17 protein-coding genes are annotated in these 18317 nt (G+C 60.5%); 3 read left to right on the top strand and 14 right to left on the bottom strand.

Annotated elements, in window-relative coordinates:
* Positions 1 to 53 precede the first annotated feature (53 nt).
* From ACVOMB_RS05930 to ACVOMB_RS05915, 4 genes are all read right to left on the bottom strand, one after another.
* Positions 54 to 1049: a C13 family peptidase gene (locus ACVOMB_RS05930; RefSeq protein WP_481530337.1), complete on the bottom strand. Its 996-nt coding sequence runs from the start codon at positions 1047 to 1049 to the stop codon at positions 54 to 56.
* A gap of 200 nt (positions 1050 to 1249) precedes the next feature.
* Complete coding sequence (locus tag ACVOMB_RS05925; RefSeq protein WP_481530336.1) at positions 1250 to 1537, bottom strand: hypothetical protein; 288 nt, start codon at positions 1535 to 1537, stop codon at positions 1250 to 1252.
* Between the two features lie 98 nt (positions 1538 to 1635).
* The gene (locus ACVOMB_RS05920) at positions 1636 to 2052 is read right to left on the bottom strand and encodes a type II toxin-antitoxin system RelE/ParE family toxin (RefSeq protein WP_481530335.1); all 417 of its coding nucleotides are present in this window, start codon (positions 2050 to 2052) and stop codon (positions 1636 to 1638) included.
* The gene (locus ACVOMB_RS05915; protein ID WP_481530334.1) at positions 2052 to 2327 is read right to left on the bottom strand and encodes a type II toxin-antitoxin system Phd/YefM family antitoxin; all 276 of its coding nucleotides are present in this window, start codon (positions 2325 to 2327) and stop codon (positions 2052 to 2054) included. The genes ACVOMB_RS05920 and ACVOMB_RS05915 overlap by 1 nt, the downstream gene beginning before the upstream one ends.
* On the opposite strand from ACVOMB_RS05915, the gene ACVOMB_RS05910 reads away from it, so the two are divergent.
* A complete protein-coding gene (locus ACVOMB_RS05910; protein WP_481530333.1) occupies positions 2315 to 2602 on the top strand; it encodes a hypothetical protein in 288 nt (95 codons plus the stop codon). The genes ACVOMB_RS05915 and ACVOMB_RS05910 overlap by 13 nt on opposite strands.
* A 142-nt stretch (positions 2603 to 2744) precedes the next feature.
* Here the strand turns inward: ACVOMB_RS05910 and ACVOMB_RS05905 are convergent, their stop codons facing one another.
* The 6 genes from ACVOMB_RS05905 to ACVOMB_RS05880 all read right to left on the bottom strand — a co-directional run bounded on the left by ACVOMB_RS05905 (position 2745) and on the right by ACVOMB_RS05880 (position 12965).
* Positions 2745 to 3443 carry a M48 family metallopeptidase gene (locus tag ACVOMB_RS05905; protein ID WP_481530332.1) on the bottom strand — a complete coding sequence of 233 codons (699 nt, stop codon included), beginning with the start codon at positions 3441 to 3443 and terminating at the stop codon, positions 2745 to 2747.
* On the bottom strand, positions 3443 to 6544 hold the full coding sequence (locus ACVOMB_RS05900) for a type I restriction endonuclease subunit R (RefSeq protein WP_481530331.1): 3102 nt from the start codon (positions 6542 to 6544) through the stop codon (positions 3443 to 3445). The genes ACVOMB_RS05905 and ACVOMB_RS05900 overlap by 1 nt, the downstream gene beginning before the upstream one ends.
* Positions 6537 to 8489, bottom strand: coding sequence for a GmrSD restriction endonuclease domain-containing protein (locus tag ACVOMB_RS05895; RefSeq protein WP_481530330.1), 1953 nt, complete (start codon positions 8487 to 8489; stop codon positions 6537 to 6539). Before ACVOMB_RS05895 ends, ACVOMB_RS05900 begins: the two co-directional genes overlap by 8 nt.
* 28 nt (positions 8490 to 8517) lie before the next feature.
* Complete coding sequence (locus tag ACVOMB_RS05890; RefSeq protein ID WP_481530329.1) at positions 8518 to 9738, bottom strand: restriction endonuclease subunit S; 1221 nt, start codon at positions 9736 to 9738, stop codon at positions 8518 to 8520.
* Entirely contained in the window at positions 9729 to 12146 is a 2418-nt protein-coding gene (locus ACVOMB_RS05885) for a type I restriction-modification system subunit M (protein WP_481530328.1), read from the bottom strand. Before ACVOMB_RS05885 ends, ACVOMB_RS05890 begins: the two co-directional genes overlap by 10 nt.
* A gap of 546 nt (positions 12147 to 12692) precedes the next feature.
* The gene (locus ACVOMB_RS05880; protein ID WP_481530327.1) at positions 12693 to 12965 is read right to left on the bottom strand and encodes a helix-turn-helix domain-containing protein; all 273 of its coding nucleotides are present in this window, start codon (positions 12963 to 12965) and stop codon (positions 12693 to 12695) included.
* A gap of 78 nt (positions 12966 to 13043) precedes the next feature.
* Between ACVOMB_RS05880 and ACVOMB_RS05875 the strand changes: the two genes are divergently transcribed.
* On the top strand, positions 13044 to 13880 hold the full coding sequence (locus ACVOMB_RS05875) for a surface-adhesin E family protein (protein WP_481530326.1): 837 nt from the start codon (positions 13044 to 13046) through the stop codon (positions 13878 to 13880).
* Between the two features lie 734 nt (positions 13881 to 14614).
* Here ACVOMB_RS05875 and ACVOMB_RS05870 read toward each other — a convergent pair.
* The 4 genes from ACVOMB_RS05870 to ACVOMB_RS05855 all read right to left on the bottom strand — a co-directional run bounded on the left by ACVOMB_RS05870 (position 14615) and on the right by ACVOMB_RS05855 (position 17397).
* Positions 14615 to 14956, bottom strand: coding sequence for a helix-turn-helix domain-containing protein (locus ACVOMB_RS05870; protein WP_481530325.1), 342 nt, complete (start codon positions 14954 to 14956; stop codon positions 14615 to 14617).
* On the bottom strand, positions 14956 to 15153 hold the full coding sequence (locus ACVOMB_RS05865) for a helix-turn-helix transcriptional regulator (protein ID WP_192288159.1): 198 nt from the start codon (positions 15151 to 15153) through the stop codon (positions 14956 to 14958). Before ACVOMB_RS05865 ends, ACVOMB_RS05870 begins: the two co-directional genes overlap by 1 nt.
* A gap of 134 nt (positions 15154 to 15287) precedes the next feature.
* Entirely contained in the window at positions 15288 to 16037 is a 750-nt protein-coding gene (locus ACVOMB_RS05860; RefSeq protein WP_481530324.1) for a hypothetical protein, read from the bottom strand.
* Between the two features lie 91 nt (positions 16038 to 16128).
* A complete protein-coding gene (locus ACVOMB_RS05855) occupies positions 16129 to 17397 on the bottom strand; it encodes a tyrosine-type recombinase/integrase (protein ID WP_481530323.1) in 1269 nt (422 codons plus the stop codon).
* A 342-nt stretch (positions 17398 to 17739) separates the two neighbouring features.
* Here ACVOMB_RS05855 and ACVOMB_RS05850 point away from each other — a divergent pair, with 342 nt between their 5' ends.
* On the top strand, positions 17740 to 18306 hold the full coding sequence (locus tag ACVOMB_RS05850; RefSeq protein WP_481530322.1) for a hypothetical protein: 567 nt from the start codon (positions 17740 to 17742) through the stop codon (positions 18304 to 18306).
* Positions 18307 to 18317: the final 11 nt, after the last annotated feature.

Raw genomic sequence — 18317 nt, 5'->3', positions numbered from 1 at the left:
CCATCCTGAATGGGGTTGGCGTCAGGCTTCATCTGGCGGTTCCCGGACCGGATTCAGCCCTTGCGATTACTGGTGGCTGGTTTGCCTTTGGGGGTGACGGTCTTGGCCCCGGATGGGCGCTGGTAGACGAAGGGGTAGAGCACGACGGGCACCTCCGGCAAGCCTGCGCGCCACTGTCCCAGCACCGCGGCTACCGTCTTGCCGTTCTGGAACTGCGGCTCGGAAGGAAGTTCACCTTGCTCTTTCTCGCGGCGCCGCACGTTGCCAGCGGCCAGCGTGTAAGCCCGGGCGAAGTCATTGGTCGTGTTCAAGGCCTCGATCAGGAAGGCGCGACCAAACCAGGTGGCGCTATCGGTATTGCCGCAGCCAAAGGACGGACGGTCCTTGCGTGCGGCAGTGATCACCATCCGCTGCGGAGACCGCAGTGCAGACGCGAAAGCGCCTGAGAAACAGGCCGAGACCACGACCACTGCATTGCCGATACGCGCGTCGTCCAGCATCTGCGCAAGCTGCGCCGGCGCCAGATAGTCTTCCTGGTTGCGGCCGGTGTGCAGGTAGACGCTGTTGTCATGCAGGCCGTGGCTGGTCAGGTAGAGGAACAGCACGTCCTCGTTGGGGTCCAGTTTTTGCCCTAGCCCGTGCAATGCGTGACTGATGCTGTCGGCGGTAGCCAGGACCGGCGTTGCTCCGCCTTGGCCTAAGGCTGGCTGATTGACCAAGCTGATCATGCGGCCTTCGGCGCCCCAGCGTTTGGCCGACAGCTCCTGCAGGTAGGCCACTTCATTGGGAAACACATCTTCATCGGCATCACCGGCCACGCCGAGTACGTAGATATCGGTCACGCCGGGGCGCTGGGCTGGCAGGCCTGCCAATGCGGCGTCCAGCATCGTGAGCTGGCTACCTTCAAGCTTGGGTGTGGTGGCTTGTCGTGCGGGCTCTTCCGCTGCGCTGACGAATGCTGGCCAAGCCGCACAGGCCGCCAGCAATACGCTTGCGATGGCTTTGATCAGCCGAGGAGGGGAATGCTGCGAGCTGCGTTGGGCTGCCATTGCCGTTATCCATGACGGTGGGTATGGCGGCAAGGTCGAGCTGACCGTGCTGCATCCAGTGGCTGCCTGCAGGCCGCCTTGATGGCTATGGTGCCGGAGTTGAAGCCTGGATGCGTAGTGGTCGGCTTGCGGATGTCTGCAGCGCGCGCTGCGACCGGGTAAATGCCGTCAGGGCAATTCCCTGTCGATCGGATTGATGCTCAGTCCTCCTGCAATGACCAGCCATAGGCCAATGCGGACTTCTTCCTGAGGTTTTCAAGCTGCTCGGCGGCATTGATGGCGCTGTTGGCACGGTAGACCAGGGCTTCCAGCCGGCACAGGATGCTGGCCTGCTCATCATCGTCCGGCACCACCTCGACGATCCTGTCGACAAGCTGATGCATCTCCAGCAGTTTCTGCTTGCGCTCGTATTCGCCGAGCGAGGTGGCGTCCTGCACGACCTGCTGCGCGAGAACGTCGAAGCTATCCCGTAACTTGTCGTAGTCCATACAGCACCCGGCGCGATGGCGGACAGCCAGCAGTCTGCAATGTTGCTGTCGGGGATAGCACTACATCAATGAGGGATTTGCCTTATTGAGACTAGGATTTATCTGACAAGATCCTTGTCGCTATGGAAGGGCAGCTCAGAAATGAGTGTCTCAATTGGAACGAGCGCGAGCCGAAGCTGGGCATCGAGACTCAAGCACCAAGCAGGCGACGGGCAAGGATGGATTTGCATGTCACGACGGCCGTCAGCTATCAGATGGATGATGACCTGGTCGCCAGCGATGCGGTAAATCGCCCGGTAAGGCTTGAAGAAAGTCTGGCGAAACTTCTTGATACCAAGTCCGGCCAACTCCTTCGTGTAGCTACCGCGCTCTGGAAACCTGGAAAGGCCATCAACAACGTCCGTCAGTGCATCCAGCACGGCGTTGGCTACACAGTCGGAGTCCGAGATGTAGTCGTGGATGGACTCCAGGTCTTGCTCAGCCCCCTGGGTGAGTAGAACGTATGCAGCAGGCATCAGTCGGTTGCGCGCTTTGTGCGAAGGCGAGCGACGACGTCGGCCACGTGCTTGACTTTGCCAGCGCCAACGTTCTGAGTGCCCAATGCGAGGATCTTTAACAAGGCCAGTGTTTCCTGCGTCTCTTCGAAGCTGGCGACATCTTGGAGGACGGCTTTAGCCTCGCCGTTCTGGGTGATCACCAGCGGCTGGCGCTGCTCAGCGAGCTGCGTCAGGACCTCGGCGGCATTGGCCTTGAGGTAGCTGATCGGCTTGACTTGAGATGAGTAACGCATCGCCTGACTCCTGGGTAATTCGGACCAAACATAGTTTTTATATGGTCCTCTGGCACCGCGGCGCGGGTACGTTGGCAGATACGCTCGTGCGGTCACTTGCTGACGGCTGTCAAGAGTGGCGCGTGAATTTGCTGGGCATCGCGCAAAGAAAAACCCCTGATTTCTCAGGGGTTTTTCGTGTTGCCGATACCTTTCGGTACCTTTATATGGTGGAGGTGGGCGCACCTGAACAAGGTGCATATCTATTTGTTATTAATGCGTTTTTCTTGGATTAATTAATTTCGTACCCTCAAAAATACCCGCAAAGGTTGGTGGCGCTAGCGAAAGTACCCGCGATGACGGCGTTCCGTTCAGTGGGCTCCTTGGTGCATCGGGGTCAGGTACTTGCTTCATCTGGCCGTACCGATGCCCTCATCACTACGCAGAAAGCGGAAGACTATTGAGCTCAGCCCGTGCTTCCCGCCATCGCGGGAAGTGTTCATCAAGCATTGCGATAAAGCGTTCGTCGTGGGTTGGCGCGATAAGGTGTGCCATCTCGTGGACCACCACATACTCAAGCAGGTGCCGCGGCTTTTTCACCAGCTCCGTGTTCAGGCGGATATGGCCGCGGGCATGGTTGCAGCTGCCCCAGCGGGTCTTCATGCGTTGCAGGTAGTAGCCATGCACCTTGACGCCAAGCCGGGGCTCCCAGGCCTTGATCAGATCGGGCAGCACGGCATGCAGCTGCGCCTTGTGCCAAGCGTGCATCACTTCGGCGCGCTTCGTCTCGTCGGTGCCGGGGCGAACACTGAGCGTGATGCGCTTGTGATCGAGGCGGACACCGGGTTTGGCATCGACGACCTGCACATCGAGCAGATAGCGGCGCCCCCACAAGCTATGGCTCTCGCGGGTGACATGGCGGCGCGGCGCCTCGCGGGCCTGCGCGCGGAACCCGGCCTGCTGTTTCCGGATCCAGCCCAGCCGGGTGATGGCATAGGCCCGAAGCACGTCCAGGCGCGAGCGCATGGGTGCGACAAGCGTGACCCGGCCTTCTGGCGGATGCACGGCCAGGTGTACGTTCTTGACGTCCTTGCGCGTCACCGCGATTTCGATGTCGCCCAGCAGGAAGGTGTCCATCAACGGTAGCCAGCCTGATTTTTGACCAGCTCGTACAGTTTGATCATGGCCTCACGGTTGCCGTCAACCACCGCAAGCAGGGCGCGCTGCACGGCACGTTCCTTGATCGCGTCCCCCTTCCAGCCGGCCGGTACATCCGTGCGCATGACCGCGTCGATCCTCACCGCCATGCCGATCAGCTCGCTGCCGTGCAGCGGAGCATCATCGGCAACGTGCGTGGCATCGACGGGCCTGGCCAGGATATCCGGTAGGTTGCGGTAGATAAGGGCGGCCTCGGGCTTGTCATGCAACGCTTCGGGCACCAGTTCGCCACCGGCTGCATGCGTCGCCAGCTTCCTGGCCAGTGCTTCGGCCTGCCTCAGGAACTCCGCGTAGCTTTCCGCGTCGGCGCGCGACTGCTTGATCAGCTCGTCCAGCAGGCTAGACATCTCCTTGAAGAAACGCGGATCGGTCAGCCGCTCCTGGATGATGGCCCTGCGCATGTTGTTGATGATGCCCTCGGCCACCGCCTTGTTGCTGCTGCCCTTGGCATTGAGCTTCTGCGCGATGGCGTCGTGGATGCCGCTCTTGACGATCAGGTCCAGCAGCGACAGGTCGCCCATGTCACCCAGTTCACGGGCTTCATCGGCGCGCACGTAGCGGTTGAGCAGATCGCGCATATCGCCCTCGAAGGGCTTGATGTCGAACTCCTCGCCGGAATGGTTCTTGATGGTCGCGCGCATCTCGGCGTAGAAGGCCACCTCCCGCTCCAGCCGGGCAATCGTGGCCTCGTCGTAGCCGGCGTTCGACAACTCGCTGCCAATGTCCGCCCAGGCCCGCACGAAAGCCGTCACCAGTTTGTAGAAGGAAATACGCAGCGGTTCGGCCTGTTCCAGCGCCTCGGCGTCCTGTGCTTCGCCGCAGAAGTAGGCGATGAACTGCTCCAGCTCACGCGGCGCCAGCACCGGCTCGCACAGGTGCAACAGCGCCTCGCGGCTCTCCTCCAGCTTCTTCACGCCTTCGCTGATCCAGTCCTTCAGGGTGATATTGCCGTCTTGCCCGTCCGTTCCATCCACCACCAGCTGGTCGGAGCTGTAGACCGAAATGGCCTCCTGCACCTTGCCGAAAAGCTCCTTGAAATCGACGATGTAACCGTAGTCCTTGTCATCGCCATCCAGGCGGTTGGTACGGCAGATCGCCTGGAACAGGTCGTGGTCGCGCAGGTTGCGGTCCAGGTAGATGTAGGAGCAACTGGGCGCGTCAAAGCCGGTCAACAGCTTGCTGACCACGATCAGCAGCCTGCAGTTGGCCGGCTCATCCTTGAAGCGCCGCTTCATCTCCGCCTCGTACTTGTCGGTGCTGTCGAAATCCTTGAGCACCCAATCCCGGTAGGTGTCGTACTTGTAGCGGTAGTCGCTGCCCGCTGGCTCCTTCGAATACTGGGTCTTGTCTGGCTCGAAGGAGGTGATGATGCCGACATGCCGGCCAAAACTGGTGTTCTGGAACAGCCGGAAATAGTGGCAGGCGTCGTAGATCTCGTCGGCCACCAGGATCGCAGTGCCACGCCCGTCGTTCAGGCGGCGGCGCGTGTCGAAGTCCTCCAGGATGCTGCGGATGATGCGGTCCTTGCGCTCGCCCGAGCTGAGCAGCTCTTCCATCGTGGCCCAGCGCTTGCGCAGTGCCGCCTTCTGGAAGTTGTTGAGGTACTTGGTCTTGTTGGCGAAGTACTCCTCGATCTTCTTCTGGTTGCCAAGGGCCTGCGGTACCTCTCGGGCTTCATACTTCAAATCCAGCACCACCTTGTCGGCCACCGCCTCGGGGAACTTGTAGGTGTGGATGGGGGTGCCAAATACGTCTTGCGTGGTCTTCTTGTCCTTGCGCAGCAACGGTGTGCCGGTAAAACCGATGAAGATCGCATCGCCCAGCCAGCGCTTCATCTGCTTGTTCATGTCGCCGCCCTGGGTGCGGTGGGCTTCGTCCACGAATACGTAGAAGCGCCCGTGCGCGTGCGGCGGTAGGGCGGTGAGGTCGCTGGTGTCGAACTTGTGGATCAGCGCGCACAACAACCGTGGCGTGGTTGCGCCCAATTTGTCCACCAGGTCAGCGCGTGAGCCCACTCGGGTGGAGTCCAGCCCGGAGTTCTTCAATACCTTGGTGATCTGGTCATCCAGCTCCTCGCGGTCGGTGATGACCAGGATGCGGGCATTGGCGTCGTCCTCCAGCAGCCATTTGGCCAGCAACACCATCAGGATGCTCTTGCCGCTGCCCTGGGTATGCCAGATCACCCCGCCTTCGCGTCTGCGGGTGCGATCCTGCGCGGCCTTGATGCCGGCGTACTGGTGCTGCCTCGGCACCTTCTTGATGCCTGCGTCGAAGATCACGAAGTGGTAGAGGAAATCCAGCAGCCGCGCCTTGTCCAGCATCTGCGCCAGCGGCCGGTCCAGCAGCACGCCGGCCTCGCCAGCGGCCAGGCCGGCCTCGTCCTTCCACTGCACATAGAACGCTTCCGGGCTACCCACGGTGCCGTAGTACAGCCCTTGTGCATCGTTGCCGGCCAAAAGCAGTTGCACGGTGCTGAAGAACGCCTGGTTGAAGGCAGGCTCCTGGTTGCTGATCAGCTGGCGGATGCCTTCGGCCTTATCTTTGCCGCCACGCTTGAGCTCGATCACCGCCATGGCGATGCCGTTGATGTACAGCGCCATGTCCGGGCGGCGCTCGAAACCTCCACGCAGGGTGACTTCCTCGGCCAGCGCGAAATCGTTGTTGTCCGGGTTGGCCCAGTCGATGAAGTGGACCTTCCGGGTCTGCTCGCCCAGTGCGGTCTGCACGTCGGCGCCATAGCGCAGCAGGCCATAGGTCTTGAAGTTGGCGTCGTACAGGGTGTTGCCGCGGATCTCCGAGGTGGCTTGCAGCTGGCGCAACGCCGCCGATACCTGCGCATCGGTGTAGCCGCGCCGTTTCAGGTTGGCGCTGAGGTACTCCGGCTCGATATTACGATTGCCCTCGCGTTTGCTCCAGTCGCCCAGGTTGTCGTAGCCCAGGCAGTCCGCACGCGAGGGGTCAGTGAACAGCCTGGCCACACGGTTCTGGGTGGTGCGTTCGGCACGTGGGCGGTTATGCATCGGCGGCCTCCGACAGGATCTCCGCTTCCACGTACCTGCGGAATGCAGCGACATCCGTGAAGCAACGGTATCCGGCCTGGCTGGCAAGCGTTATGACAGCCGCTTCCTGGTTGAGAAGCACAACCACCGGCTGGCTCAACTCTTCCTGCAGCCCGGTTGGCCATGCCAGATCGAACACCGCAATCTGTTCACCGCTCTGGGGATCTGCGTAGTCGTAATCAATCATGCCTCTTGGCAAGCCCTGATCCACGACCCAATCATTGAGCGCTTCCAGTTCGGCCTCTTCCGTCTCGCTTTCCACACCGTTGCCAATGACGGTACTGACGATTGGCGCGACAGCCCCGGACAGCCAGCGCGTATCGCCGTGCAACAGGTCTTCCAAGCGCTTGTTCAATTCGGCCGCGAGCAAAACCTTGCGCGCCTCCATAAACTCTCTGTAGTTCTCGATCTTCCACAGCTCGGGATCCATCGGGATCCACTGCGAGGCCAATGCACCGGGATGCGCCTGCTCGATCTTCGGGAAATAGATCTCCGGAAGCGTGTCACTGATGTCGAGATTGGCGTCCTTGGTCAGGAAGCAGTAGTTGGCCAGTGCGTTGACTTCGGATTTCTTGAACTTGCGCTTGTACAACTGCGCCTTGGGGAAGATGTGGTGCACTTCCAGCTTGCTCATCTTGCCGTGCATGTTGGCCTTGAGGCCGATGCCCGATCCCCAGTCGCGCGCTTCGCCCACCCGGGTCAGCATGTACAGCACGGGATAGAAACGGGCCCCCAGGCTCCAGCCGGTGAAATGGGCTGGCTCGGCACGAAGCCCGCCGTGCCACAGGCGCAGTTGCTCCAGCAGGCGATCCAGATCACCTTCTTCGATTACACCCAGATCCTGGTCGATGAAGGACTCGACCGAACCGGAGAACCGGCCCCACATGCCGGACTGGAAATACCAGAACAGCAGTTTGTCGCGCTCTTTCTCGTTCGGCGGCCCGAGCTTCTTCTGCTGGCGTTGGTCGAGGTAGCGCGCCATCACCGGGAAACCACCGCGGGAGAACAGCACCCGGTCGTGATCCAGGCCGAGCCGGTCGGCAATCATGTTCAGGCAGGCATCGATCTGCTTGGAGGCACGCTTTAGGGCGTCTTCTACGTCCTTTGGTCCATGTTCGTGCAGGTACAGGAACTTTGCCTCTCCGGTCAGTACGGTATTCACCGAGCGCAGCAGCCAGTCCAGGCTGAAGTCGTAGCCGCTGTTGTGCCACTCCTTCAGCTTCTTCTTCATCTCGTCGCGCCCGGTTGGCCAGTCGGCGCAGATCTTGGCCAGGGCAAGATCGCCCTTGGACAACTTGGTGCCGCCACTGTTGACGCGATTGAAGATATCCACCACCACGTCGAGCGACTTGTCCGCGCCGGTAACTTCCTCGATATGCAGGTCAATCTCGGCAATGCCGAGCACGCGGCTCAGGCGTGCCACGTAGTCGCCAATCCTGGGAGCCAATTCAGGCGTGGACAGCTTGCTGATATAGGCCCCCAGGCCATCGGTGCCGCCCTTCATCAGCTCGGACACATCCACCCACAGCGGGTTGTCCTTCATCTTGGCCGGCTGATAGAACTCGAAGGTCTCCGTTTCCAGATGGAATTGCAGCCCGGTGAAGGCCTTGGCCTTGCCGTCGAAGAACTTGGGTGGCTTGCCGCGAATCACGCCGTACAGCGAGGTCATGCGCTGCTGGCCGTCGAGCAACAGCTTGACGATGCCCGGTGCCAGCGCGCCGTCACCGCGATGGGTGGCGCCCGTTGATTCAGTGGCCCAGACCAGCAGCCCACCCACCGGGTGGCGCTTGTACATGGAATCGAACAATCCGCGGACCTGATCGCCATTCCAGACGTAGCCTCGCTGGAATTCCGGCAGGGCCATATGGCCGTTGTCGATGTGATCGAGAATGGTCGAAATTTTCATGTGGTGGACTCCCCCTGTCGTCCTTGATTTAAACCAACCGGATCCGGCCGGTCAGCAGTGCCTGCATCATGCCTTGCTTGAGCTGGGTGGTTTTGGCGCGTTGGGTTTCGAGGGCGGTGAGTTCGGCGTCTATGTCGCTCAACACCCTCGCAATGGCGGCTTGTTCCTCAACTCGCGGCAGAGGAAGTTCAATTTCTTCAAGATCTCCGTGTGACAAGTGCTTGACCGTAGTGCTCGATGTGATCGCCTCGATGGCTTTCAATGGCTCTTGCAAACGGTAGTAGGCATAAGTCAGATCCAGATGTCTCGACGGGACTATTCGCCCGACCCGCTGATTGAGCAAAGCCTCGCCCTTGTCCCAGAGGCATGGCAAGAAATCTCCATCCATGCCAATCAAGACATCGCCATTTTTCACTAAAAAATCTGCACCAACCCCGCCGCTGTAGTGAAAAACTTGGTCGTCAGCTTTCAAATCACGGTTCTTCACCAAACGAACCCCATCCCCAGCTCTGTTGAAATACGAAGAACTGAAAGGGAACCCAACTTGGAATCGCAATACCGTATGCAGCTGCTTCACCTCCCACTCCCCACTGAACCCCGGCAGGCGGCGCTTGCCGGTGAGCAGCTCCTGCATCGCACCTTGCTTGATGGCGTGCTTCTTGGCGATCAGCGCATCCTGCGCAGCCAGCAGCGCATCCACGTCATTGAGAGCGGTGGCTATGGCGGATTGTTCGGCTGCAGGTGCGAAAGGAACTCGCACTCGCCCCAGTACACCCTGATTCAAAGAGGGCATGGTTGTGCCGACCGCGTTGTTCAGAAGCCAGGTCTTAACTGCTCTACTTCTGAATTGCGCGGCCAAGTATGGAGGGTGGCAATTATCCGTTGGGCGAACACTTATTCCGTCCGAGCCAAGAAACCATCCGCTCTCGCTTTTTGTCACTAGCGCTGATCGCTCCACTGCTCCTTTTCGGCCAAAAACCACATCCCCGACACGGAGCAAATATTGCGGCAACCTCTTTACAACATGCTCTGGAATTCGCGACGTATGTTCGTTCACTCGAAAATAGCCATCTCCGATTTCTCCAACTGAAATTTGGGGAACGCCATCTCCGCTCGTGTACTCGCTAGCTTTTAGCAACGTGCCAAATGGTCCGGTAATTATTTTTGAAAAATCAGCGACCCCTCGCACCTCCCAATCCACAGGAATCACACCAACCTCGGTCTGCTTGTAGCCGGCCTTCAGTTCCACGCAAACCCCATCTTTGCCAGATGCCCGGCCACCTTGCTTTCCAGTTCTTTCACCTGTCCTGCCAGTTGTGGCAAGGGCACGCCGTAGCGTTCGGCCAGTTCCTTCACCCGCCGGGTCAGCGCCTGCGATACGTGCTCCACCTCGCCCTGCACGGCGGCAGACAGCGTGGCCAGCCATTTGTCATCCACCACCAGGGCCTGGATGTCGGCCACTGATAGCTGCGGGTACTTGGCCAGCGCCTTGGCGTCGAGTTCGGCGTCCAGTGCCTTGAGCTGCTTTTTCAGTGCGGCCACTTCTTCGGTCAGTGCCAGCCACTGCTTCAGCACTGCGAGCTCCTCGGCGGCTTCGCTGTCCTTACCGATTTCGCGGATGCGGTCTTTCACCTGTGCGGCGGTGATACGGTCGAACCCGGTAAAGGCCATGTCCTCGCCGCCGTGCTCTTCTTCCAGTGCTTCCAGCGCGCTGCCGGCACTGTCCAGCGTGGCGCTGGCGGCATCAAGCGCCTGCTGTTCGGCAGCGAAGTAACGCGCCACGACCAGTGGCTTGGGCACCAGGTCGCAGGTCCAGCCCTTGTCCTTGCGCTGGCCCTTCTTGTTGGTCTCGATGATGCGCGCGGGCTCGGCCGTCCAGCCATCGGCAGACAGCAGGTAGGCATCGTCCTGCATCGTCTGCGCCCAGTAGTCCATCAGGTGCTGATAGATGGTGTAGGCATTGAGCAGCGGCGCCTTGGCATAGGCGGCCAGCAGGCTTTCGGAAACCTCGTGGATGAACTGCGTGGGCTGGCCGCCCTGGCCGAAGCCGATCAGCTGGGGCCGGATGGCTTTTTCCCAGTCGGCATGCAGCTTGGCCACCATGGCCTGGAATGCGCGGAACTCGGCGTGGCCAAGGATGGCTTGCTTCACCTCGGCTTGCGGCAGCTTCAATTGCAGGTAGTCGGGGCGGCCCGCAGCCTCGAACAGGGCCTCGCGCAGGGCTGGCATGCTGGCCCAGTAGGTCGCCAGTGCGTCCACGTCGCGCTGCGGAATACCGCCGAGCAAATGGCCTTCGATGTCCTGCAGGTCTTCGGCGGCGCTGCTGTCGATATAGCGCGGCAGGTTGAGGTTGTAGTCGTTCCTGGCGTCTCGGATCTCGTCGAAGCCGACCATGCGCGCATAGCCGGGCACGTGCTGCGCCTTGTTGTAGGTGTCGACAATGCGGTGGATGTCCTGCTCGCGCAGGCGGTTCTTGGCGCCGTCCTTTAGGAAACCCTTGCTGGCATCGATCATGAAGATGCCGCGGCGGGCGCTGGCGTTGTCCTTGTCCAGCAGCAGGATGCAGGCGGGAATGCCGGTGCCGTAGAACAGGTTGGCCGGCAGGCCGACGATGCCGGTCAGGTAGCCGCTATCGACCAGCTGGCGGCGGATCTGGGCTTCCGCATTGCCGCGGAACAGCACACCGTGCGGCAGGATGCAGGCGCCTTTGCCGCTGGCCTTGAGGCTGCGGAGGATGTGCAGCAGATAGGCGTAGTCGCCCTGCTTGGCCGGCGGCACGCCCCAGGCGAAGCGCTGGAAGGGATCGGCATCCGGAGTGAGGCCGCTGCTCCAGGCCTTGTCCGAGAACGGCGGGTTGGCAACCACGTAGTCGAAGGTCCCGAGCCGCTCGCCGTCCTTGAACTTGGGATCGGCCAGGGTGTTGCCCGACTGCACGGACGCATCCGGGAAGTCGTGCAGGATCATGTTCATGCGCGCAAGGCCGGCGGTGGTGGCCGAGATTTCCTGCCCGTAGAGGGTGATGGGCTTGCCCGCTTCGGCGGCCACCTTCAGCAGCAGCGACCCTGACCCGCAAGTCGGGTCATAGGCGGTGGTCTGGCGGTTGGTGTTGTGCGGGCCGATGCCGATCAGCTGGGCGATGGTGCGGCTGACTTCGGCCGGGGTGTAGAACTGGCCTTTGCTTTTGCCCGAATCCTGGGCGAAGTGGCGCATCAGGTATTCGTAGGCATCGCCAAGGATGTCGTCGTGCTCGGCGCGGTTTTCGGAAAAATCCAGCGCCGGGTCTTCGAAGATGGCGACCAGGTTGGTCAGCTTGTCCTGGCGTTCCTTGCCTTCGCCCAGTTTCTTGGGGTCGTCGAAGTCGGGGAAGTCGCTGAGTGACAGGCTGCTGCTGTTGGCTTCGACCAGCGGCTGGATGACCCGGGTGTTGATGCGCTCGCCGATGTCCGGCTTGCCCTTGAAGGCCACCATGTCGGCAAAGCTGGCCCCGGCCGGGATCACCAGCGGCGCCAGATCGTCGCCGGCGTACTTGTCGCTGACGTACTTGATGAACAGCATGAACAGGACGTAGTCCTTGTACTCGGACGGCTCCATGCCGCCGCGCAGCTCGTCACAGCTGGCCCAGAGGGAGGAATAGAGGTCAGACTTTTTGATGGGCATGGTTGATCAGGGTTGGAATAGCAAGGCCCGCCCTGTATGGGCGGGCCGGTGGGGTGCAGCGCGGCGGTGTCAGGCCGTCACTGGCGCAAGCGCTGGCTCCAAGGATGCTATGACGAACTGCTTTTTTCCATTGCAAAAACTTCGCGCTGCTTTGACGTTGTGGCCCAAGGCGGGCAACAGGTGTTCCGCTTCAGCTTCCAATGTTAGCGTGGCCGCGCCACCGGAGGATGGTGTCCCAAATCAGTACGACCAAGCGCCATCGGCGGGGCATGACTATCTTCTGGATGGTAAATGCCAGTTCGCGGATTCGATATTCAAGCAACGGACGGCCACGCTGAGCAGCGCTGTTGCTAAAGCTGTCGCCACGGTGCGATCAAACTAAGACCGTGCCATCGGCTGTGGGAGCGATTACTTATGGTGTTTGTCGGATCGATGTGGTTGCCGTGTTGGCGCGATAATCTGGTGGTAGCTCGGTTTGATGGAGGTCGGGGGCGGCTATCCGATAACGACAGCGACCTCCTCATAAGACCTTACATCCGCTACCGATCAATCTTTGACCGACTTCGCCTTTACCAGGGCGGGGGCTTTTTTGGGGGCGAGGGCAGTCATCAGGGTCGCCACATCCGCGCCAAGCCTGTCAGCAAGCTTGCATAACACCAACAGCGATGGATTTCCGACTGAGCGCTCGATTTGACTGATGTACGTGCGGTCGATGCCCGCTTCAAGAGCCAGCCTTTCCTGGGAGAGCCCCTCAGCAAGACGCAACTCGCGAATATTACCCGCGAGTTCTCGTCTGACGGCTTCAAAGGGGCGACTCATGGGGATAGGTTCCCGCTTGACGAGACCCCTGGTCCACGGAATATATTCATCAAATCGTAGGGCTACGACTTGGGAACGATGGACAACAACCCTTCCAGGCGATATCTCGCTGGCTTGGCAGCACTCTGTGTCGTCGCTTTGACGGGAGCAAAATGGCAGAACCCTTCAATCGCCGATCCGGCACAGCAAGAACATCAATTGGTCATTGACGACGCATACTGCAATCGGGTCGCAGTTGGAGCGGCCCCTATGCCCTCCGTGAACATGCCGCAATCTCAGAGACAAGGCGCTCATGTCTCCGGCAGCTCGATCACCTATGGTCCGAACGGTAGTACCTACCGCAGTACGTATTCAGGAACGACCACTCCAGCCCGAAGTGTTGGTGACGCGTTCGCAGGTGGCTTTGCTCAAGGAGCAGCAGCTGGTGCATTAATCGCCGCTCGACGCCAACAGAGGGCCGTCCACAAGGGCTGTATGTCCGAATTGGGATGGTCGAAGTCAGTGTCCTCGTCCCGGGCGGTAGCACGGCCACCGACGGCTCAGGCCGGAGCCACCACATCCAACATCCCAAGCCAGCAAATGACATGGGAAAAAATCTCGACATCAATTGATGGTGGACAAATTTTCATCAGCCCGGAATCCGTCAACAAACGCGGTTCCAACGTCACTGCCTGGCTGAAGGTCCAGTTCCCCCATGCCTTTGGCCCTGGACCTGGAGGGGTAATGATTGATGAAGTGCAAGAACTAACGACCTTCCATTGTCTATCCCGCCAAACCTCCTTGGTAAAGCTAGTTTCGTTCTACCAAGGCAAGCAACTCTTTGTGGACGAGCAAAGCGGCGCCGACTTGAAGCGGGACAGCTTTTCGGCAGACTCGCTGTATGTTCCGGCCTATGAGGCCCTATGTAAGCTCTAAAACAAGACGGATTCTTTTGAGAGAAACTCATCGTTCATGTAGACCAGCGCCCATGTTGGCTGCCAGCAGCTCAGGGCGGCTGCCGGCATAGCCGGTAACTAATGAGCAGCGCGCTCAAAAACGTTCCCCCGCAATCCCCCCACTTGGTAACTATATCTGTGTAGCTGTTTTGGCTACCGTGAGCGCCCAAAAATTGGCCTGACGGTAGTCATTCTGGCTGCCGTGAAGACCCAGAGTGGTGAATTTTCTGCCGCCACTGTAGCTGTAGCAACTACTGTCGGTAGTCATTTCAGCTGCCGTGTTTTTTTGGCATGCGAGAGCGTATGGGGGCGAGTCCTCATGGTTTTGCCTCCAGCCCGGCATCCGGTTGCCATCGCATGTATGGCTTGGATGGCTTTGCGTCCAGGGCGGCCCCGGCTTCGTTCTCCAGTCGGTAGCTCGTGGCGTGTCGGGTCTTGTACGTGAAGCCGCCTGGAGTTTCGACCGTGATCCACCCGCGCTCAGTTAGCGCGGCGAACGCTGCTTGCACGCGCCGCTGGCCCACCCCAATTCGCTTTGTCGCCTCCCGCAGGCTCAGGAAAACCACGTTTCCTTTCGAGGGTCGATACAGTGCGCGAAGTTCTACTAGCAGTGCGCGTGCATCGGGGTTCAATGTGCAGTAGGCGGGGCAGGTCAGTTCGTGCGCATATAGCCGCACATGTGCCTCATGCCCGATCCCGCTACGCCCTTTGGCCTTAAGTCGCGACTGTGCCACCGCCCGCGCCCTCCGTCAGGTGATACCTGGCAACACGTGAAGTTCCGCGCCGGGTCGAGACCTCGACTTCGGTGGTGATGATGGGCCAGCCCGCGCGTTTCAATGCATGCACATCGGCGGCGAGGCGGAACGCGCCGAACTCGCGCAGCGCCTCTGCCTGCGTAAGGCTCTGGCCGGCCTCGAGGGTCGCGAGGACGGCCGCACGAGCCGTACCCTCGACCGGACGCTTGCACTGGAGTTGCGATGAGTCGTCAGAGCCGTGTTCCATCCTGAGCCCTGATCTGCTTGCCGGAGTTCGTTCGCTTTGGACGAAGGCGTTCATCAGTCCACCTTCCCGGAAACGAATCTCTCCAAGTCGGCACGGCGGTAGCGGACGGCTCGCTTACCCAGCTTCACATAGCGCGGGCCTTCGTCTTTGGCTCGCCAGTTCCGCAGAGTGGCAACTTTCAGCGCCAGCAGGGCTGCCACTTCTGTTTCGTCCAGCAGGTCGCCAGGTGTGAGTAAGGGTTGAGTTTCCATCGATGTACCTCAGCAGTAAGTGACCGTAGGCCAGATGCCTTGCGGTACTGCGGAATGCAGCGATGGGGATGATTGGCTGGAAGAACTGGGTAGCGCGCTACCCAGCGCGCGCAATCAGGAAGCTGCGCGCAGAGTCACAGGCGCGCCCGCTCTAGCTCCTTTCTCCATGCGGCAGACCATTTGCGAATGGTTTCCGCGTTCTTCAGTACAGGCCATCGGCGCATGACCTCCGTCGCGAAATGCTCAGTCGTGCGCAACTTCGGATGCCGGCCGCCCTTCCACTCCTTCCATAGCTCCTTCGCCCGGGCCTTCGCAGCCTGCTTTCCGTCCTTGTCCAGCTTGATCTTTGCCTTGGCGGCGTGTCGGGCACCGGCACTGCGCACTTCGGCAGAGGTCATGCTTGGTTCGGTCCTGATCAAACCGGACGTGTCAACCGAGGTCAACCCGTCGGCTATCTCGGAAATGGCATCAACCCAATGCGTAGTCGTCGCGCCGGGCTCACCTCCAACGGCGAACTCAATGTCTCCAGCCTGGTTGTAGATCCAACATGCCACGAGCTCCGCAGACGCTGGCAGCTTGATGTAAGCACTCTTGCGAAATTCAGCAGCAATGGCCGCTTCTTCTTTGGTCCAGTCGTGGAGGTCCAAAGGAAGAGCTGCGCCTGCTGAAATCTCGACTTCGATACCCTTCTCATCCTCGTGCAGCCTGTACCAGGGACGGTCGCTATTCGTGTGCTCAGGGCCGAAGGTGCTCAGCTCTAAGAAGGATGGGTAGTAAATAAGTGTGTCGCTCAGATTGCATGCCCGCAGGCTCGCCAGCAGTTCACTAAGCCAAGCTTCGTTGGCCGCTGTCATGCTGGCCGCTGTTTCATCGTCACTATTCATCGTTCACCCTCGCCCTAAAGAGGGGGTCCACTGCGCCCAGCGGAATGAGGCTGAGGGTTTTCGCCTGCCTATGCCGAGGGAGACCATTTGCTCAACTCACTTTGGCACGCAGCGAGACCACATTCGCCCCCGTGCGCAGGCCGTCTAGGTAGTCCGCCCATGCCTGCATCATCTTCCGGCGTTCGGTCAGGTACTGTGCTTGGTTGTAGGTGCCGCGAATCTTGTTGCCGTCCCGGTGCGATAGCTGACGCTCGATGGCGTCTGGGTTCCAGCCCATTTCGTTCAGCCGGGTTGATGCCATGTGCCGGAAGCCGTGCGGGGTCATCTGTTCGTTGCCGTAGCCGAGCCGCCGCAGTGCCTGTCGCACTGTGTTCTCGGACATGGGGCGCTTGCTCGAAACCTTCCCCGCGAAAACGTACACGCTACGCCCGGTGAGTTGGTGCAGGTCGCGCAGGATAGCGACGGCCTGCGATGGCAGGGGGACGACGTGGGCGGGGGTGCGCGGATTCTCCTTTTCGGCCCGGCTCAACTTCTGCTTGACGGCCGGGATGCGCCACTCGGCAGCATCTAGGTCTAGCTCCGTCCACTCCATTTGCCGAATCTCGCCCGGTCGCTGGAACAAGATTGGCGAGAGCCTGAGGGCGGCCAGTGTCACGGGATCGCCGGTGTAGCCGTCCATTGCCTGCAATAGGTCAGCGATCTGGCCGGTGTCGGTGATGGAGGCGAAGTGCCGTTTGACGGCCTTAGGTAGGGCCCCACGCAGATCATGGGCAGGGTCGCGCTTAGCTATTCCTGCAGCGATGGCGTAGCGAAATACGGCAGACAGTTCCGAACGGATGCGGTCTGCACTCTCCAGCTTGCCGGCCTTGACCAGTCGTTGCAGGCAGGCCAGCAACTCTGGGGCTTCGATCTCGGCTATTGGTCGCGCCCCGACGTAGGGGAAAACATGTGTCTCCATCCACGCCTTGCAGCGATCGGAAGTGCCCTTGGTTCGCTCGCGGGCCTTCATCTCCTGGTAGGCGCGAGTCACCACCTCAAGGCTGTTTGCTGCCCGCTCGGCCCCGGCCGCCTTCTCTGCCTTCCGCTGCGCGCCGGGGTCGGTGCCTTGGGCGACCAGTGTGCGTGCTTCCTCGCGCCGATGGCGGGCTTGCGCCAGCTTCACCTCAGGGTAGGTGCCGAGCCCCAGCATGTTCTCCGTCCCGATGACAGGCCGACGATAGCGCCAGCGCCACAGCTTGGAGCCGTCTGGGTTCACCAACAGGAACATGCCGCCGCCGTCAGGCAGCTTGTACGGCTTGGGGCCGGGCTTGGCGTTTGCGACTTCAGAGGGTGATAGCGGCTTGGAGGTCAGCCTGGGCATGGGGAGGCATCTAGTTTGAGGGTACGGCTCGTTGCGCGTAGCCGTGTACCCGTACTTGTACCCGCAAATTTGGGTGATCGCCAGTGACATGCAAGGATGTCGCCAGACAACAGGTAAAGAAAAACCCCCGATTTCTCGGGGGTTTTTGGTCTTTCTAGTACCTTGCGGTACGTTCATATGGTGGAGGTGGGCGGATCGTCCCAGCACCTCTTTCTAAGCAGTTGAACTGCAAGGAAAAGTTGCCGGACCTGCTCCCTCAAAACGATACCTCAAACGATACCCAATCGTAGCATGCAGGCACGGTAAGGGACTCGTGGGCGGCCGTTCTCGAAAGAGGACGGCATGCTGTGGAAACTCTTGGCGGTGGTGGCATTGGTGGCTAACGGTCCGGCGTGGGCGCACGGCGGTTCGATTCCGCCCACCGGAATCAAACAGGGTTGGGAGCGCCAGCATCTCGCCGACTATGTCAGCGAACCCGGCGAGGCTTTGCCGGACTTCCTCCGACGCACTGGCCGAGTGCTGCACGACTTCACTCGTCAAAGCGGGCATGAGGCCTGTGGCGCGATTGCCAGCGACGGGCAGCGGTTTTCCCTGCGCCTCTACACGGATGGCGTGCCCCACGGCTGTGCCATTCGGACCAGCGAGGTGCTGGAAGGGTTTGCCTTCACTGGCGAAACCATCCACAGCCATCCGTGGCAAAAAGTGCTGACGATGACGCCGGCTGCGAGGGCGTGGAGCCATCTCTACAAGGACGGCAACGCCGGGGCCCCGACGCTGCGCAACGACGGGGCTACCGGCTTTAGCAAGGCTGACCGCGCCAACGGAGACGGCTGGCTGGTGGCGGGTGGTGCACTGCTGCATCTCGTCAATGGAAAGACCGAGCGCCATGGCCCGGTCTCCTCCAACTGACTCCTTTGCCG

This window comes from Stenotrophomonas sp. STEN018 (assembly GCF_056760235.1).
The sequence above is the reverse complement of the archived record's forward strand: the minus strand, read 5'-3'. Positions and strand labels throughout refer to the sequence as shown.

Coding starts and splice junctions, on each gene's coding strand:
- ACVOMB_RS05880 (WP_481530327.1), bottom strand. CDS start 12,965: ATGAGTCGCCCCTTTGAAGCCGTCAGACGAGAACTCGCGGGTAATATT.
- ACVOMB_RS05915 (WP_481530334.1), bottom strand. CDS start 2,327: ATGCGTTACTCATCTCAAGTCAAGCCGATCAGCTACCTCAAGGCCAAT.
- ACVOMB_RS05860 (WP_481530324.1), bottom strand. CDS start 16,037: ATGAATAGTGACGATGAAACAGCGGCCAGCATGACAGCGGCCAACGAA.
- ACVOMB_RS05885 (WP_481530328.1), bottom strand. CDS start 12,146: ATGCCCATCAAAAAGTCTGACCTCTATTCCTCCCTCTGGGCCAGCTGT.
- ACVOMB_RS05930 (WP_481530337.1), bottom strand. CDS start 1,049: ATGGCAGCCCAACGCAGCTCGCAGCATTCCCCTCCTCGGCTGATCAAA.
- ACVOMB_RS05895 (WP_481530330.1), bottom strand. CDS start 8,489: ATGAAAATTTCGACCATTCTCGATCACATCGACAACGGCCATATGGCC.
- ACVOMB_RS05905 (WP_481530332.1), bottom strand. CDS start 3,443: ATGGACACCTTCCTGCTGGGCGACATCGAAATCGCGGTGACGCGCAAG.
- ACVOMB_RS05875 (WP_481530326.1), top strand. CDS start 13,044: ATGGACAACAACCCTTCCAGGCGATATCTCGCTGGCTTGGCAGCACTC.
- ACVOMB_RS05865 (WP_192288159.1), bottom strand. CDS start 15,153: ATGGAAACTCAACCCTTACTCACACCTGGCGACCTGCTGGACGAAACA.
- ACVOMB_RS05925 (WP_481530336.1), bottom strand. CDS start 1,537: ATGGACTACGACAAGTTACGGGATAGCTTCGACGTTCTCGCGCAGCAG.
- ACVOMB_RS05855 (WP_481530323.1), bottom strand. CDS start 17,397: ATGCCCAGGCTGACCTCCAAGCCGCTATCACCCTCTGAAGTCGCAAAC.
- ACVOMB_RS05900 (WP_481530331.1), bottom strand. CDS start 6,544: ATGCATAACCGCCCACGTGCCGAACGCACCACCCAGAACCGTGTGGCC.
- ACVOMB_RS05850 (WP_481530322.1), top strand. CDS start 17,740: ATGCTGTGGAAACTCTTGGCGGTGGTGGCATTGGTGGCTAACGGTCCG.
- ACVOMB_RS05920 (WP_481530335.1), bottom strand. CDS start 2,052: ATGCCTGCTGCATACGTTCTACTCACCCAGGGGGCTGAGCAAGACCTG.
- ACVOMB_RS05910 (WP_481530333.1), top strand. CDS start 2,315: ATGAGTAACGCATCGCCTGACTCCTGGGTAATTCGGACCAAACATAGT.
- ACVOMB_RS05870 (WP_481530325.1), bottom strand. CDS start 14,956: ATGAACGCCTTCGTCCAAAGCGAACGAACTCCGGCAAGCAGATCAGGG.